The 13,727-nt window shown below is 64.4% G+C and carries 11 protein-coding genes, 1 tRNA gene and 1 pseudogene; 6 read left to right on the top strand and 7 right to left on the bottom strand.

Annotated features, from left to right (window positions below):
* Positions 1–4: 4 nt before the first annotated feature.
* Together ACSKB8_RS09095 and trxA are read right to left on the bottom strand one after the other, a co-directional pair.
* Positions 5–683, bottom strand: a pseudogene (locus ACSKB8_RS09095) (LON peptidase substrate-binding domain-containing protein).
* A gap of 32 nt (positions 684–715) precedes the next feature.
* Positions 716–1,639, bottom strand: coding sequence for a thioredoxin (gene trxA, locus ACSKB8_RS09090; RefSeq protein ID WP_438103681.1), 924 nt, complete (start codon positions 1,637–1,639; stop codon positions 716–718).
* Positions 1,640–1,911: 272 nt separating this feature from the next.
* On the opposite strand from trxA, the gene ACSKB8_RS09085 reads away from it, so the two are divergent.
* From ACSKB8_RS09085 to ACSKB8_RS09070, 4 genes are all read left to right on the top strand, one after another.
* Positions 1,912–1,986, top strand: a tRNA-Gly gene (locus ACSKB8_RS09085).
* A gap of 76 nt (positions 1,987–2,062) precedes the next feature.
* Positions 2,063–3,049, top strand: coding sequence for an NAD-dependent epimerase/dehydratase family protein (locus ACSKB8_RS09080; protein ID WP_438103680.1), 987 nt, complete (start codon positions 2,063–2,065; stop codon positions 3,047–3,049).
* A gap of 383 nt (positions 3,050–3,432) precedes the next feature.
* Positions 3,433–4,713, top strand: coding sequence for a PQQ-dependent sugar dehydrogenase (locus tag ACSKB8_RS09075; protein WP_438103679.1), 1,281 nt, complete (start codon positions 3,433–3,435; stop codon positions 4,711–4,713).
* A 207-nt stretch (positions 4,714–4,920) separates the two neighbouring features.
* Entirely contained in the window at positions 4,921–5,514 is a 594-nt protein-coding gene (locus ACSKB8_RS09070; protein WP_438103678.1) for a c-type cytochrome, read from the top strand.
* Between the two features lie 211 nt (positions 5,515–5,725).
* Here the strand turns inward: ACSKB8_RS09070 and panE are convergent, their stop codons facing one another.
* From panE to ACSKB8_RS09050, 4 genes are all read right to left on the bottom strand, one after another.
* Positions 5,726–6,649, bottom strand: coding sequence for a 2-dehydropantoate 2-reductase (gene panE, locus ACSKB8_RS09065; RefSeq protein WP_438103677.1), 924 nt, complete (start codon positions 6,647–6,649; stop codon positions 5,726–5,728).
* A 92-nt stretch (positions 6,650–6,741) separates the two neighbouring features.
* The gene (locus tag ACSKB8_RS09060; protein WP_438103676.1) at positions 6,742–7,350 is read right to left on the bottom strand and encodes a 2-hydroxychromene-2-carboxylate isomerase; all 609 of its coding nucleotides are present in this window, start codon (positions 7,348–7,350) and stop codon (positions 6,742–6,744) included.
* Positions 7,351–7,445: 95 nt separating this feature from the next.
* Positions 7,446–8,795 carry an MATE family efflux transporter gene (locus ACSKB8_RS09055; protein ID WP_438103675.1) on the bottom strand — a complete coding sequence of 450 codons (1,350 nt, stop codon included), beginning with the start codon at positions 8,793–8,795 and terminating at the stop codon, positions 7,446–7,448.
* Positions 8,796–8,880: 85 nt separating this feature from the next.
* Positions 8,881–9,468, bottom strand: a complete 588-nt coding sequence (locus ACSKB8_RS09050; RefSeq protein ID WP_438103674.1) for a DUF2239 family protein — start codon at positions 9,466–9,468, stop codon at positions 8,881–8,883.
* Positions 9,469–9,629: 161 nt separating this feature from the next.
* Between ACSKB8_RS09050 and ACSKB8_RS09045 the strand changes: the two genes are divergently transcribed.
* Positions 9,630–10,295, top strand: coding sequence for a glutathione S-transferase family protein (locus ACSKB8_RS09045; RefSeq protein ID WP_438103673.1), 666 nt, complete (start codon positions 9,630–9,632; stop codon positions 10,293–10,295).
* Positions 10,296–10,371: 76 nt separating this feature from the next.
* On the opposite strand, the gene ggt is transcribed toward ACSKB8_RS09045, so the two are convergent.
* Positions 10,372–12,123, bottom strand: a complete 1,752-nt coding sequence (gene ggt, locus ACSKB8_RS09040; protein ID WP_438103672.1) for a gamma-glutamyltransferase — start codon at positions 12,121–12,123, stop codon at positions 10,372–10,374.
* A gap of 100 nt (positions 12,124–12,223) precedes the next feature.
* On the opposite strand from ggt, the gene ACSKB8_RS09035 reads away from it, so the two are divergent.
* A complete protein-coding gene (locus ACSKB8_RS09035) occupies positions 12,224–13,609 on the top strand; it encodes an MFS transporter (RefSeq protein ID WP_438103671.1) in 1,386 nt (461 codons plus the stop codon).
* The last annotated feature ends 118 nt before the right edge of the window (positions 13,610–13,727 follow it).

Genomic DNA, 13,727 nt, shown 5'->3' with positions numbered 1-13,727 from the left:
GCCGTCACTGCAGCGGTGGATCGCCGCTGGTGCGCTTCTTGGCGAGGTCCATCTCGGTGACCGCGATCAGGATCTCGGCGCGGGTCTTCAAGTCGGGCGCCTCTAGCATGGCCTGCTTCTCAGCGGGTCCATAGGGCGACATCATTGCCAGCGCGTTGACCAGCGCCTCGTTGGGGGCGCTCTCGACGCCCTCCCAATCGACCTTGAGGTTGTTGGCCTTCAGGAAGTCCGCCAGCACCGCCAGCAGCGCTTCGCGATCGACCTGGTCCTCGCCCATGCGCGCGGTGAAATCGTCGATGAAGGCGAAGAAATCCACCTTGCACTGCCGGTAGGCGGTCAGCACGTCGAGCTCCTCGACCACCTTGAAGCGCGAGACGCCGGTGAGCTCGAGGATGTAGCGGCCATCGCCGGATTCTGCGAGCTGGGTGATGCGGCCGACGCAGCCGACGCGGAATAGCGCCGGCTTGTCGGAATCCTTCGGCGAGTGCGCCACATCGGGCTGGATCATGCCGATCAGACGATGGCCGTCGCGGAAGGCATCGTCGACCATCGAAAGGTAACGCGGCTCGAAGATGTTCAGCGGCATCTGGCCGCGGGGCAGCAGCCAGCGCGCCCGGCAGCGGAAATACCGGAATGATCTCCGGAAGGTCGGCGGGCCCGCGATATTCGATGTTGATCGGCATCTGCCCGGTCCCCCTGGCGTTGCCAGCACGTCCTACGAAAACAGGATCGTCGACAAACGCTTGCGTCCCTCGACGGTTGCATCATCCGTGCCGCCCCAGGCCTCGAAGAACTGCACCAGCTGCTTGCGGGCGCCGTCGTCGTTCCACTTGCGGTCGCGCTTGATGATCTCGAGCAACTGCTCGGTGGCGGCCGCGCGGTTGCCTTGCGCGTTGAGCGCGGTGGCGAGATCGAATCGTGCCTGATGATCGAGCGGGTTTGCGGCGACTTTCTGTTCCAGCTCGGCCACCGGCCCCAGCGCTTCCGCCTGCTCGGCGAGGTCGATCGTGGTCTGCACGGCTTTCACAGCGGGATCGTTGCGCTTGGATTCCGGCACCATGGCCAGCGTCTGCTTGGCCTGCTCCATCGCGCCGGACACCGCGTAACACTTCGCAAGGCCCGCAAGCGCCGCGATGTTGGTCGAATCATGCTGGAGCGCCTCGGCATAGATCTGCGCGGCCGCAGCCGTGTCGCCCTCGGCGAGCACGGCCTCGGCCTCCTGCACGATCTCGGCGACGTTGACCTCGCCCGGCGCGGTCATGCCCTTGGTCAGCTTTTCGATGAAGGCGTTGAGCTGGCTCTCCGGTACCGCGCCCATGAAGCCGTCGGCCGGCTGGCCGTTGACGAAGGCGATCACGGCCGGGATCGACTGGATGCCCATCTGGCCCGGAATCGCCGGGTGCTGGTCGATGTTCATCTTGACCAGCTTGACCTTACCCTTGGCCGCCTTGACCGCCTTTTCCAGGACCGGGGTGAGCTGCTTGCACGGGCCGCACCACTCCGCCCAGAAATCGATCAGCACCGGCTGGCGCTTCGATTCCTCGATGACGTCCTTCACGAAGGTCTGGGTGGTGGTGTCCTTGATCAGATCGGCGGCGGCCGGGCCCGCCGCTCCGTTACCCTGGTCGATGATCGTCACGGGATCCCCTCGTCATGTCTGGAATGGCGGCTGTTTAGCACGTCGTCGATGTAGATGCGCGTCGTCGGCTCCTAAATTGGGCCGGGACGGCCGAATTTCAATCCATTGCGGCCGATTCGCCGGTTCCGGGGCAGTTTCGGGCGATTTGGTCGCATTCAGGGTCCATATGGGGCCTCCGATTGCGAATCTATGCCGCCGGTAGCTGTTGCATTCCCCTCCCGCTTTTGGCATACGACAGCCGTTGCCGGCGCGTCACGCGACCGACACAGGATGCGGGTGTAGCTCAGTGGTAGAGCACGACCTTGCCAAGGTCGGGGTCGAGGGTTCGAGCCCCTTCGCCCGCTCCAATTTTTCCCAGAGCATCCAGCCAAACCGGGTCGGGCCGTGGTTTTCCACGCCACTGGCGGCTGTATGGGGTCTCACATGACAATTCTGGTCACGGGCAGCGCAGGTCACCTCGGGGAGGCCATCCTGCGGACACTCCGGGCGCGCCGCTCACCTGCGCGCGGGATCGATCTGAAGCCATCGCCCTTCACCGATGCCGTCGGCTCGATCGTCGACCCAGGCTTCGTCCGGCGCCAGATGGCGGGCGTCACCACGGTGATCCACACTGCGACGCTGCACAAGCCGCATGTGGCGACCCACGGCAAGCAGGATTTCGTCGACACCAACGTCACCGGCACGCTCAATCTGCTCGAGGCGGCCGCGGCCGCCGGCGTGAAGAGTTTTGTCTTCACCAGCACCACCAGCGCGTTCGGCTCGCAGCTCAGGCCGGAGGCGGGACAGGCTGTCGTCTGGGTCAGCGAGGACCTGCCGCCGGTGCCGAAGAACATCTACGGCACGACCAAGCTGATGGCCGAGAACCTCTGCGAGCTGTTCTTTCGCGAGCGTACCCTGCCGGTCGTCATCTTGCGGACCTCGCGCTTCTTTCCGGAAGCCGATGACGATCCGGCGATGCGGTTGGCTTACACAACCGAGAACGCGCAGGCCAACGAGCTGCTCTATCGCCGGCTGGATATCGCGGATGCGGTGAGCGCCCACCTGCTCGCCGCCGAGCGCGCGCCCAGAATTGGGTATGCCCGCTACATCGTCTCGGCCACGAGCCCGTTCGAGCAACGCCATCTCGCCGCGCTCGCGCGCGATGCCGCCAATGTCGTGCGCGAGCTCTATCCGGAATGTGTGCAGCTGTATGCGGCGCGCGGCTGGCGCCTCTTCCCTGAGATCGATCGCGTCTATGTCAACGAACGCGCGCGGCGCGAGCTGGGCTGGCGGCCCGAATTCGACTTCGCGCATGTGCTGCGCAGCCTGCATGGTGACCGCGATTTTCGCAGCGCGCTGGCGCGCGAGATCGGGTCGAAAGGCTATCATGACACGGTGTTCGACGACGGACCCTATCCCGTCGTCTCGTAAGCGTCGCGATTGCTATTTTGCTCGACGCTTCAAATGTCTGTCCGGTGTCACCGAGAACAACCCGGCCTGAGCCGTTCTACTGTGCATGGGGTTGTTTTCGCATTTTTTGTTGATCCCACCCCTCGAGCCGCCTGCAAACGATCCGCGCGCCAACTTGATTCCGCGCTGCAGCGAGAGCGTTGTCGCCGCGCCGTTCGCTGCGCATTGACGTTCCGTCTCAATTTTCTCGGAGCGCAATCGCGGTGCACGCGGCGCGCTTCTCACCGTTCGCAGATGTGCTAACCTTTTTGCGTCTGTCGTCCTGACCGACCCAAAACTTCGCCTCTCGACTAGCAAAATAAAATAACGTGCAGCCCTGACGGCTGCCTTAGGGGAGTGACGCGATGAAATTCCATAAATCCGTCTTTCAATCCGTTCTGGCGCTTGCAGCGGTTGCCCTTCTCGCGGGGACCAGCGCTGGCAATGCGCAACAGCAGGACAAGAACCGGGCGCTGAAGAAATACGAATCCGGCACCAAGGAGTTCTGGACCCATCCGCCAGACGACTGGTTCCTCGGCGACGAGACCGAGGCGCAGAAGGGCCTCGCACCGCCCTCAGGTCCGCCGACCGGCGCGTCGGAGGCCGAGCTCGCGGCGATGATGAAGAAGATCAAGCTGCCGCCGGGCTTCAAGATCGAGGTCTACGCGCCCGGCGTGCTCGCCGCGCGGCAAATGGCCTGGGGCGACAAGGGCACGCTGTTCGTCGGCTCGTTCGGCCTCGGCAACGTCTATGCCATCAAGGACAACAACGGAAAGAAGGAGGTCAAGACCGTCCTCAAGGGGCTGAACATGCCCACCGGTCTCGCCTTCAAGGATGGCGCGCTCTACGTCATCGCCGTCGACAAGCTGATCCGCTACGACGACGCCGAAGCCAATCTCGACAAGCTCGGCGACGGCAAGGTCGTCTACGACGACATGCCGTCCTATGCCGCGCATGGCTGGAAATACATCTCGGTCGACAAGGATGGCTGGTTCTTCCTGCCGTTCGGGCCGCCCTTCAATATCGGCATGCCGCCGACCAGCGTCGCGCAGATCCGGCGCGTCGATCCCAAGACCGGCAATGCCGAGATCTGGGCGCTCGGCGTCCGCAACTCCGTCGGCGGCGACGTCGATCCGCGCACCGGCAAGTACTGGTTCACCGAGAATGCCCGCGACTGGATCAGCGACGATCTGCCGTCAGACAAGCTGAACATGATCAACAAGATCGGCGAGCATTTCGGCTATCCCTATTGCCACCAGGGCAATCTGCCCGACGACAAGTTCGCGATGGGCCACAAGTGCTCGGAGTTCACGCCGCCGGTGCTGAATCTCGGCGCGCATGTCGCTCCGCTCGGCATGAAGTTCTATACCGGCGACCAATTCCCCGCCGAGTACAAGAACAACATCCTGATCGCCGAGCACGGCTCCTGGAATCGCCACAAGTATCAGGGCGCGCGCATCGTGCGCGTGATCGTCGGGCCCGACGGCAAGAACCCCAAGCAGGAGATCTTCGCCTCCGGCTGGCTCGAGGGTGACCAGGGCTATCTCGGCCGTCCCGCCGACATCATTCTCGCCAAGGACGGCTCGATCCTCGTCGCCGACGACTGGGCCGGTGCGATCTACCGCATCAGTTACATCAAGAAGTAGCGCGACGTAACGGGAAGGCTGCGACCGGGCGACGGTCGCAGCCTCTTTCATTCTCAAAGTCCCATGCCGTCGTTCCGGATTGCGCGCGACTTGCGCGCAAGTCCGGAACCCATACCCACGAGCGGGGGTTATGGATTATCCGATGCGCAATTGCGCATCATAGCTCGTGCCCCAGAATGACGAACTTGACAGATCGGAATTCCCATCATGCGCCGGAAGTTCATCTCGCACGCAATCAGCGCGGTTGCGCTCCTGACGCTCGGCGCCCTTTCCGTAAGCGCCGCCGATGATTCCGCGATCAAGGAGAAGGCGGCTGCCTGCGCCGGCTGCCACGGCGAGAACGGCATCTCGCAGACCGAGAACATTCCCTCGCTGGCCGGTCAGCCCGATCAATTCCTGCAATGGCAGCTGGTGTTCTTCCGCGCCGGCTCGCGCAAGAACGAGCAGATGCAGCCGATCGTCGAGGAGATCAACAACGAGGACATCCGCAATTTCGGCGCCTATTTCTCGCAGCTGGCGCCGCCGAAGGGACCGGAGGACGGGAATCCGGACCTGTCGAAAAAGGGGGCGCAGGTGGCTGCCGGCCGCCGCTGCGCCTCATGCCATACGGACAGCTATGCTGGTACCAAGGCTGTGGCGCGGCTCGCGGGTCAACGCGAGGAATATCTGGTCAAGGCGCTGCACGACTATAAAGCGGGCCAGCGCGTTGGCGGCGGCGTCGCCGCCATGGCCGATGTCGCCTATCACATGAGCGATGAGGAAATCACCGCCGTCTCGCACTATCTGGCGTATTTCAAATAGCGCTGGGCGTCGCCGCAATCTCCACTGTCGTCCCGGACAAGCGCGCCTCAAGCGCGCGTAGATCCGGGACCCATAACCACAGGATTGTATTTGGCGAAGACTCGTGGTGACCAGCCTGCCCACAATCACGTCCTGTGGTTATGGGTCCCGGATCTGCGCTCCGCTTCGCTGCGCTTGTCCGGGACGACAGCTGAGAGTGTAGCTGCTGCCCCTACCCCGCCAGCTGCTTCTCATACGCCTTCAGATGCGTATAGGCGATGCGCAGCTTCGGCACCGGCACCTTGGCAGCATCGCCGCGTGCGATGAGATCGCCGATGACGTGATCGGCTTCGACCGGCAGGCCCGCCTTGATGTCGCGGAACATGGATGCCGTCATCGGCGAGCCCTCGGTGGTCAAATTGCCCTTCACGCGTTCGAAGAATGGTCCGCCCGGTGCGTAGCCCGACGCAGAGGCGATCGCGCTGGTCTCGTCCAACATGCCGAGCAGAAAGTCCCTGCCGCCCGGGGCGGCGAGGATGTTGCCGACGGAGGTGCGCATCAGGCTGGTGGATGCCGCGAGCGTCGAGAGGAACACCCACTTCTCCCACATGTCCTGCATGATGTTCTGGCTGGCGGAGGCGCCATTGATGCCGCTCCTGAAGGCCTCGTCGATCGCCTTGACGCGGTCCGACAGCTTGCCGTCGCGCTCGCCGTAATTGATCGATTGCATCGGCTGCAGCTGCACCACCTCGCGCTTCTCGTTCAGCGTCGCGGCGATGGCGCAGAGCCCGCCCAGCACCCGCCCGGCGCCGAATTTCTGGTCGAGGACGTCGAGATGCTTCATGCCGTTGAGCATGGGGATGATCGCGGTGTTCGGCCCGACGGCGGCCGCGAACGACTTGATGGCGTCGTCGAGGTCGAACGCCTTGCAACTGAGCAGCACGACGTCGAATTTTTCCGCGAGCTTGTCCGCTTGCACGGTCGGCGGGTCCTTCAGCGTCACATCGCCATTCGGGCTCTTGATAACGAGGCCGGCGCTCGCGAGCTCGCTGGCGCGGCGCGGCCGGACTAGGAAGGTGACGTCGCGGCCGGCCTGCAACAGCCTGCCACCAAAATAGCCGCCGATGGCGCCGGCGCCGACCACGAGGATACGCATGAGGATTGTCCTTGTTGTTTCTTCTTTGCCGTCGTCCTGACGAACGCCAGGACGACGCGAGGAGCTTGCCAGCTTTCAAAGCAATACGGAAATCACTTCCCCAGCACCATCTCCTCGACCTCGCGCAGCTGCTCCTTGCCGAAGAACATCTCGTTGCCGACGAAGAAGGTCGGCGAGCCGAACGCGCCGCGCGCCACCGCCTCCTCGGTGTTTTTGATCAGTCTGCCTTTCACCTCGGGTTCCTGCGCGCGGGCGAACAGCTTTTGCGCATCGAGGCCGGATGACGCCAGCGCCTTCGCGGCGATCTCGGGATCGTCCATCTTCTTCGGCTCGCGCCACATGTGGTGGAACGCCGCCTCGACATAGGCCTCGAACACACCCTCGAGCTGCGCCGCGATCGCCGCACGCATCAGGCTCAGCGTGTTGACAGGGAAGAACGGATTCATGACGTAGGGCTGCACCTTGAAGCGCTTGATGAAGCGCTCGGTCTCGATCGCGTGGAATTCGCGCTTGTTCTTGATGCCGGCGAGCGTCTCGGCCGGCGACTTGTTGTTGGTCGCCTTGAAGATGCCGCCGAGCAGGATCGGCACATATTCGAACTTGACGCCGATGCGTTGCTCGATCGCCGGGATCGCCAGATGGCTGAGATAGGCGTTCGGGCTGCCGAAATCGAACAGGAATTGCGGGGCTGTGCGGGTCAAATTCGATCTCCTTGGCGGCGATTTTCATCCATTTTGGCGTAGGCTGCGCCACAGGTCCACCGTTTAATGATGATCATAATACCTTGATGATTCCGTCAGATCAGACGCCGGATCGTTTGCTTGCGCCACACCACGAGGTAATAGCCCATCTGCAAAACGAGCATGGCGCAGAACACGATCGGATAGGCGGCCCATACGCCCTTAACGCCGATCGTGCGGCTCAGGATCACTGCAGACGGCAACTCGATCGCGACAATGGCGAAGATCGCCAGCAGCATCGGCGTCAAGGCGACGCCGGCGGCGCGCATGGCGCCGGAAAACACCGTGGCGAGGCCAAACGGCACCGAGCTCCACAAGGCGATGTAAAGCAGTTCCTTCGCCAGATCGAGCACGGCGCCGTCGGTGATGAAGATGCCGAGCACGGCGCGCGGTACGAGATAGATCAGCGCCACCAGCCCGCCGGTCAGCACGAGGTTGAACGCAAGGCCGGTGCGCACGATGCCGTCGAGCCGCGCCCTGTCGCCGCCGCCGATCGCCTGCGCACCGAGGATCGAGACCGCGATCGAAATCGACATCGCCGTGAACTGGGTGTAGCCCATCACCTGATTGACGGCGCCGTACGCGGCCGTGGCGTTTGAGCCGAAGCCGTTGACGAGCCCAAGCAGCACCAGCTCGGCAATCGCCATCACCACCATGCCAATCGCGCTCGGCAGTCCAATGCCGAGGATTTTTCCGAGCACGGCGCCGTTGAGCCGCAGATGACGCAGCAGTGCAGCGTCCGGTGCCAGCGCGTGCTTGTTCCGGAGCAGATAGACGGCCAGCACGATCAGCGTCAGCGCGTTGGCAATCGCAGCTGACCATGCCGGACTGGTGATGCCCGCCGCCGGCAATCCGAAGGCGCCGCGGATCAGCAGCGGCGTCAGGATCAGGGCGATCGCGGTCGACAGCGCCAGCGCGAGGAGCGGCGTCACGGTGTCGCCGACGCCGCGGATCATCGCCGTCATCAGCAGGAAGACGAAGCCAAGCGGCATGGTCAGCAGCATGATGCGGGCATAGGCGCTGGCCTGGTCGAGGATATCAGGGGGCGTCGCGAGCATGACCATCAATTGCCGGCTGAAGATCCCGCCAGCGAGTGCAACCGTTGCCGAAAGCGTTAGGCCGATCGCGAGCGTCGTGCCGACGACGAGCTTGATCCGGCCGTGCTCGCCCGCGCCAAAGGCTTGGCCGATCAGCACGGTGGCGCCGGTGCTGAGTCCCATGACGAAGGCGAACAGGAAGAACATCACCGGGAAGAAGGCCGAGACCGCGGCGAGCGCGTCGATGCCGATCATCTGGCCGAGATAGACGTTGCTGACGGTGCCGAACAGCGATTGCAGCGCGTTGCTCAGCATCAAGGGTGCGAGGAAGCGAAGAAACGTCGTCCAGAGAGGCGCGGGTGCGGACATGGATTTGTCTTTCATCAGGGCGTGCGAAGCCGTTGCCGCGCGATGCGCGGCTCGGCCGTTGATGGAGGTGAATGCTGCGCGCGCCTTAAGCGCGGTCGCTGTAGGCGAGCTTGACGATGTGATCGCGGATGTCAGTGGGCCAGTCGGCGATCAGCCCGGTGAAGCGCCGCTGGTCATCCGCGAACAGCGCGCGCGAGGCTTCCTCGAACTGCGGCAGGTTGCCGGCCATGGTCGACATGAAGTGATAGGCCGCATCGCGCGCCTTCCGCTCGCGGTCCTTGTCGCCGCTGGCGCGTCTGGCCTCGTCGACCAGCTTGCGCAGCGCGACCGAGGCGCCGCCGGCTTGCGCGTTGAGCCACTCCCAGTGCCGCGGCAGCAAAGTCACCTCGCGCGCGACCACGCCGAGCTTGGGACGGCCGCGGCCGCGCGGCTCGCTCGGCGATTCGGTCACTTCGGTTGACGGTGGCGGCGGCATGAGCTTGGTCAGCCGCGCCAGCACCTCGTGATCCTCGCCGCGCAGGTCGAAGTCGATCGACCGGCCCGTCCCGTCGTCGAAAATGATGATCGGCTGGTCCGGCTGCGACCCCGCCCGCTTGACCGCGAGTGCGACGTCGCCCGCCGCTCCCGAGGCCAGCCGGTGCTGGCCGATGAAGGCTGTGAAGGTGGCTTGCATTGGAATCATTGCCAGATTGATCGCGTCGGCAATTTTAATACCCGGGTAAATTACTGGCGTCAATATACCCGGGTGAAAATATCCGCGCCGATGGCTCGACATTGTGTCCCCAGGCTGGCACCAACGGCGCGACCGACCAAGCCAAGCTGGGGACCCGCGCGATGCTGACCGTTCACCACCTCAACAATTCCCGCTCGCAGCGCGTGCTGTGGCTGCTCGAGGAGTTGGGCGTGCCCTACGAGATCGTGCGCTATCAGCGCCAGCCGGATATGCGCGCGCCGAAGGAGCTGCGCGCCATCCATCCGCTCGGCAAGTCGCCGGTCATCACCGACAACGGCAACACCATCGCCGAGTCTGGCGCGATCATCGAGTATCTCATCGCCACCTACGGCAATGGCCGGCTGATCCCGCCGCTGAACACGCCGGAACGTCTGCGATACACCTATTGGCTGCACTATGCGGAAGGGTCGGCGATGCAGCCGCTGCTCTTGAAGCTGCTGTTCACGCTGATGCCGAAGCGCGCGCCGGCGCTGCTCCGCCCGCTGGTGCGCAAGGTCTGCAACCAGGCGCTGACCGCGCTGGTCAATCCGCAGCTCAAGCAGCACATGGATTACTGGGAAGGCGAGCTCGGCAAGAGCGAGTGGTTCGCGGGCAGCGAATTCACCGCCGCCGACATCCAGATGAGCTTTCCGCTGGAAGCAGCCCAAGCGCGCGGCGGGCTGGAGCAGGGCCACCCCAAGGCGATGGCGTTCCTGGAGCGCATCCACGAGCGGCCAGCGTATGCGCGCGCGCTCGAAAAGGGCGGGCCGTATCAGGTCGGGCGGTAAGGTACTTTCAGCGAGATCCCGGGTTCGGCTCTGCGAGCCGCCCAGCCCGCGCTGCCGCGCCATGCAAACGACGTGGTTACTGGCCCGCAGCTTCCGCACCGCGGGTGCGTGGGTCTGGCGCGCCGAGCGGCCCGTTCGCCGTGACCAGAATCGAATTAGCCGATGTCTGTCCCATCGGCTCGACGGTGAGATGGCCCATCGCCTTCAGCTCGGACAGGACATCGCTGGGAAAGCCGCTCTCGACGCGCACCTCATCCGGTAGCCATTGGTGATGCAGCCGCGGTGTAGCAACGGCAGCAGCCACGTCCATCTTGTAGTCGAGGACGTTCACGATCACCTGGAGCACGGTCGAGATGATGCGGCTGCCACCAGGCGAACCCGTCACCAGCACCGGCTTGCCGCCTCGCAGCACGATGGTCGGCGACATCGAGGACAGCGGGCGTTTTCCAGGCCCAGGCAGATTGGCCTCGAAGCCGACGAGGCCATAGGCATTGGAAGCGCCCACCGCCGCGGTGAAGTCGTCGAGCTCGTTGTTGAGCAGCACGCCGGTGCCGTCGGCAACGAGACCGACGCCATAGCTGAAGTTCAGCGTATAGGTGTTGCTGACGGCGTTGCCGCGGCCGTCGACGACGGAAAAGTGCGTGGTGTTGCTGCCTTCGCGCGGCGCGGCAGCAGCGGAAACGAGCTCTTTCGAAGGCGTGGCGCGATCGGCGGAGATCCCCGCGCGCAGCTTGGCGGCGTAGTCCTTCGCGATCAGCGTCTCGATCGGTGCGTTGACGAAGGCGGGATCGCCGAGATAGCGCGCCCGGTCCGCATAGGCGCGCTTCATGGCCTCGATCAGCAGATGCAGCGATGCCGGCGATCCCTGCTTGAGATCGGCGAGCTGAAAGCCTTCGAGGATGTTGAGCGTCTCCACCAGCACCACGCCGCCGGATGAGGGCAGCGGCATCGAGACGATATCGTAGCCGCGATAGGTGCCGCGCACCGGCGCACGGATCACCGCCTGATAGGCTTTCAGGTCGGCAGGCGTCATGATGCCGCCGGCTTCAGAGACGGCTTTGGCCAGCTTTTCCGCAACTGGCCCCTCATAGAAGCCGCGCGGCCCCTGTGCGGCGACGGCCGACAGCGTTGCGGCGAGATCGGCTTGCACCAGCCTGTCGCCCTCGCCAAGCGGCGCGCCGTCGGGACGCGAGAAGACTTTGGCCGAGGAAGGCCAGCGCGCCAGCCGCCGGTGCCAACTCGGCAGCGTATCGGCCATGTCGTCGCTGACGACAAAGCCGTCGCGGGCGAGTGCGATCGCCGGCTCGAGCAGTTGCGCCAGCGTGAACTGGCCGGAGCCGTATTTTTCCAATGCGAGCGTGAGACCTGCGACGGTGCCGGGCACGCCGACGCCGAGCGCGGAATCGCGTGACTTCGTCGCGTCAGGCTTGCCGTCCGGTCCGAGGAAGATCTGCGGCGTGGTCGCAGCTGGCGCGGTCTCGCGATAGTCGATCGTGATGTCTTCATTGCGATCGGCGGAATGGATCACCATGAAGCCGCCACCGCCGATATTGCCGGCGCGCGGATAGGTCACGGCCATCGCAAAGCCGGTCGCGACCGCGGCATCGACGGCATTGCCGCCACGTCGCAGGATGTCGGCACCGACCTGCGCCGAGATCTTCTCCTGCGCCACCACCATGCCGTGCTCGGCAGCGACGGCACGCACGGTGTCGCGCGCGGGCGGGACATAGCCCCGCCGCGCATCCTGGGCAGTCGCGGGGGCGAGACCGAGCGCCAAAGTGGCTATGACGGCGAAAAATGCCCGCCGCGTCGAATATGTCGACATCATCAAAATTTCCGTCGTGCCCCCGGCCAGTTCACACGCGTCACGGTAATGCTATACGGTTTGCCCCGAGAGAGGCAAAACTGTTCGTGATGAGGACTGCGTGATGACGACGATTGCCCCGGATGTGCGCATGGCCGGCGTGCCGCGGACCTATCCGCCGCGCGCCGCCGTCGTCAGCTGGATCTTCTTCGATTGGGCCGCGCAGCCTTATTTCACGCTGATCACGACCTTCGTGTTCGCGCCTTATTTCGCGACCGGCATTGCGCCAAATCCCGCCACCGGCCAATCGCTGTGGGGCTTTGCGATGGCGGCCGCGGGTCTTGCGATCGCGTTGTTGTCGCCTGTGCTCGGGGCGATCGCGGATGCTTCGGGCCGCAGGAAACCATGGATTGCAGGTTTCGGCACTGTGCTGGTGTTGGCGTCCTGCACGCTGTGGATAGGCAAGCCAGGCGATTACGCCATCATTCCGCCGCTGCTCACCGCCGTCGCGCTCGCCAGCGTCGGTGCGGAATTCGCCACCGTCTTCAACAACGCGATGATGCCGACCCTGGTGCCGCCGGAGCGCATCGGGCGGCTGTCCGGCACCGGCTGGGCAACAGGTTACATTGGCGGCATCGTCAGCCTGATCATCGTGCTCGGCCTGCTCGCCGCCAATCCCGAGACCGGCCGCACGCTGCTCGGCTTCACGCCGCTATTCGGGCTCGATCCCGTCACTCATCAGGGCGACCGTGCCGCCGGGCCGTTGACCGGGCTTTGGTTCATCATCTTCGTGACGCCAATGTTCCTGTTCACGCCGGATTATCCCGCGAAGCTTCCGGTGCGCGAGGCGCTGCGCGAAGGATTGTCGGAGCTGAAGCAATCGATCAAGAGTCTGCCGCACCAGAAATCTCTTGCGGCGTTCCTGCTCGCCAACATGATCTATACCGATGGTCTGGTGTCGCTGTTTGCGTTCGGCGGCATCTATGCCGCCGGCACCTTCGGCTGGCACACGATTCAGATCGGCACGTTCGGCATCATGCTCGCGATCGCCGGTGCGTTCGGCGCATGGTTTGGCGGCAAGCTCGACGATCATCTCGGGCCGAAGCGCGTGATCGCCGGCAGCCTGCTGATCCTGCTGCTGTCGGTGGCGGCGATCTTGCTGGTCGACAAGGACAGTGTGTTGTTCGTCAAGGTCGCGCCGCCCGAGCCGGGCGCGGCGCTGTTCTCGAGCGCCGCGGAGCGAGCCTATCTGGTGCTGGGCTGTCTCATCGGCGCCGCCGGCGGCCCGCTGCAAGCCGCTTCACGCACGCTGCTGATCCGTCTCGCGCCGAAGGATCGCATCGCGCAGTACTTCGGCCTGTTCGCATTGACCGGGAAGGTGACGTCCTTCATCGGCCCGCTGTTGATCGGCATGATCACCGCCGCGACGGCGAGCCAGAAAGCCGGCATGGCCGTGCTGGTGGTGTTCTTCGTCGCGGGGTTGGGATTGTTGATGCGGGTGAGGAAGTAGCCGCAGCTCGCCGTCATTCCGGGGCGCGCGGGGCGCGAGCCCGGAATCTATCGTGCAGCGTGTCATGCGGAGAAATGGATTCCGGGCTCGCGCCAAGTGGCGCGCCCCGGAATGACGG

The sequence above is a fragment of the Bradyrhizobium sp. BR 1432 genome, assembly GCF_051547705.1.
Classification (GTDB): Bacteria; Pseudomonadota; Alphaproteobacteria; order Rhizobiales; family Xanthobacteraceae; genus Bradyrhizobium; species Bradyrhizobium zhanjiangense.
This window is presented reverse-complemented; position numbering and strand designations above follow the sequence as displayed.

Excerpts from the sequence above, each read along its gene's own strand:
- ACSKB8_RS09055 (WP_438103675.1), bottom strand. The coding sequence starts at position 8,795 with ATGTCCGCACCCGCGCCTCTCTGGACGACGTTTCTTCGCTTCCTCGCA.
- ggt (WP_438103672.1), bottom strand. The coding sequence starts at position 12,123 with ATGATGTCGACATATTCGACGCGGCGGGCATTTTTCGCCGTCATAGCC.
- panE (WP_438103677.1), bottom strand. The coding sequence starts at position 6,649 with ATGCGTATCCTCGTGGTCGGCGCCGGCGCCATCGGCGGCTATTTTGGT.
- ACSKB8_RS09045 (WP_438103673.1), top strand. The coding sequence starts at position 9,630 with ATGCTGACCGTTCACCACCTCAACAATTCCCGCTCGCAGCGCGTGCTG.
- ACSKB8_RS09075 (WP_438103679.1), top strand. The coding sequence starts at position 3,433 with ATGAAATTCCATAAATCCGTCTTTCAATCCGTTCTGGCGCTTGCAGCG.
- ACSKB8_RS09035 (WP_438103671.1), top strand. The coding sequence starts at position 12,224 with ATGACGACGATTGCCCCGGATGTGCGCATGGCCGGCGTGCCGCGGACC.
- ACSKB8_RS09050 (WP_438103674.1), bottom strand. The coding sequence starts at position 9,468 with ATGCAAGCCACCTTCACAGCCTTCATCGGCCAGCACCGGCTGGCCTCG.
- ACSKB8_RS09080 (WP_438103680.1), top strand. The coding sequence starts at position 2,063 with ATGACAATTCTGGTCACGGGCAGCGCAGGTCACCTCGGGGAGGCCATC.
- ACSKB8_RS09070 (WP_438103678.1), top strand. The coding sequence starts at position 4,921 with ATGCGCCGGAAGTTCATCTCGCACGCAATCAGCGCGGTTGCGCTCCTG.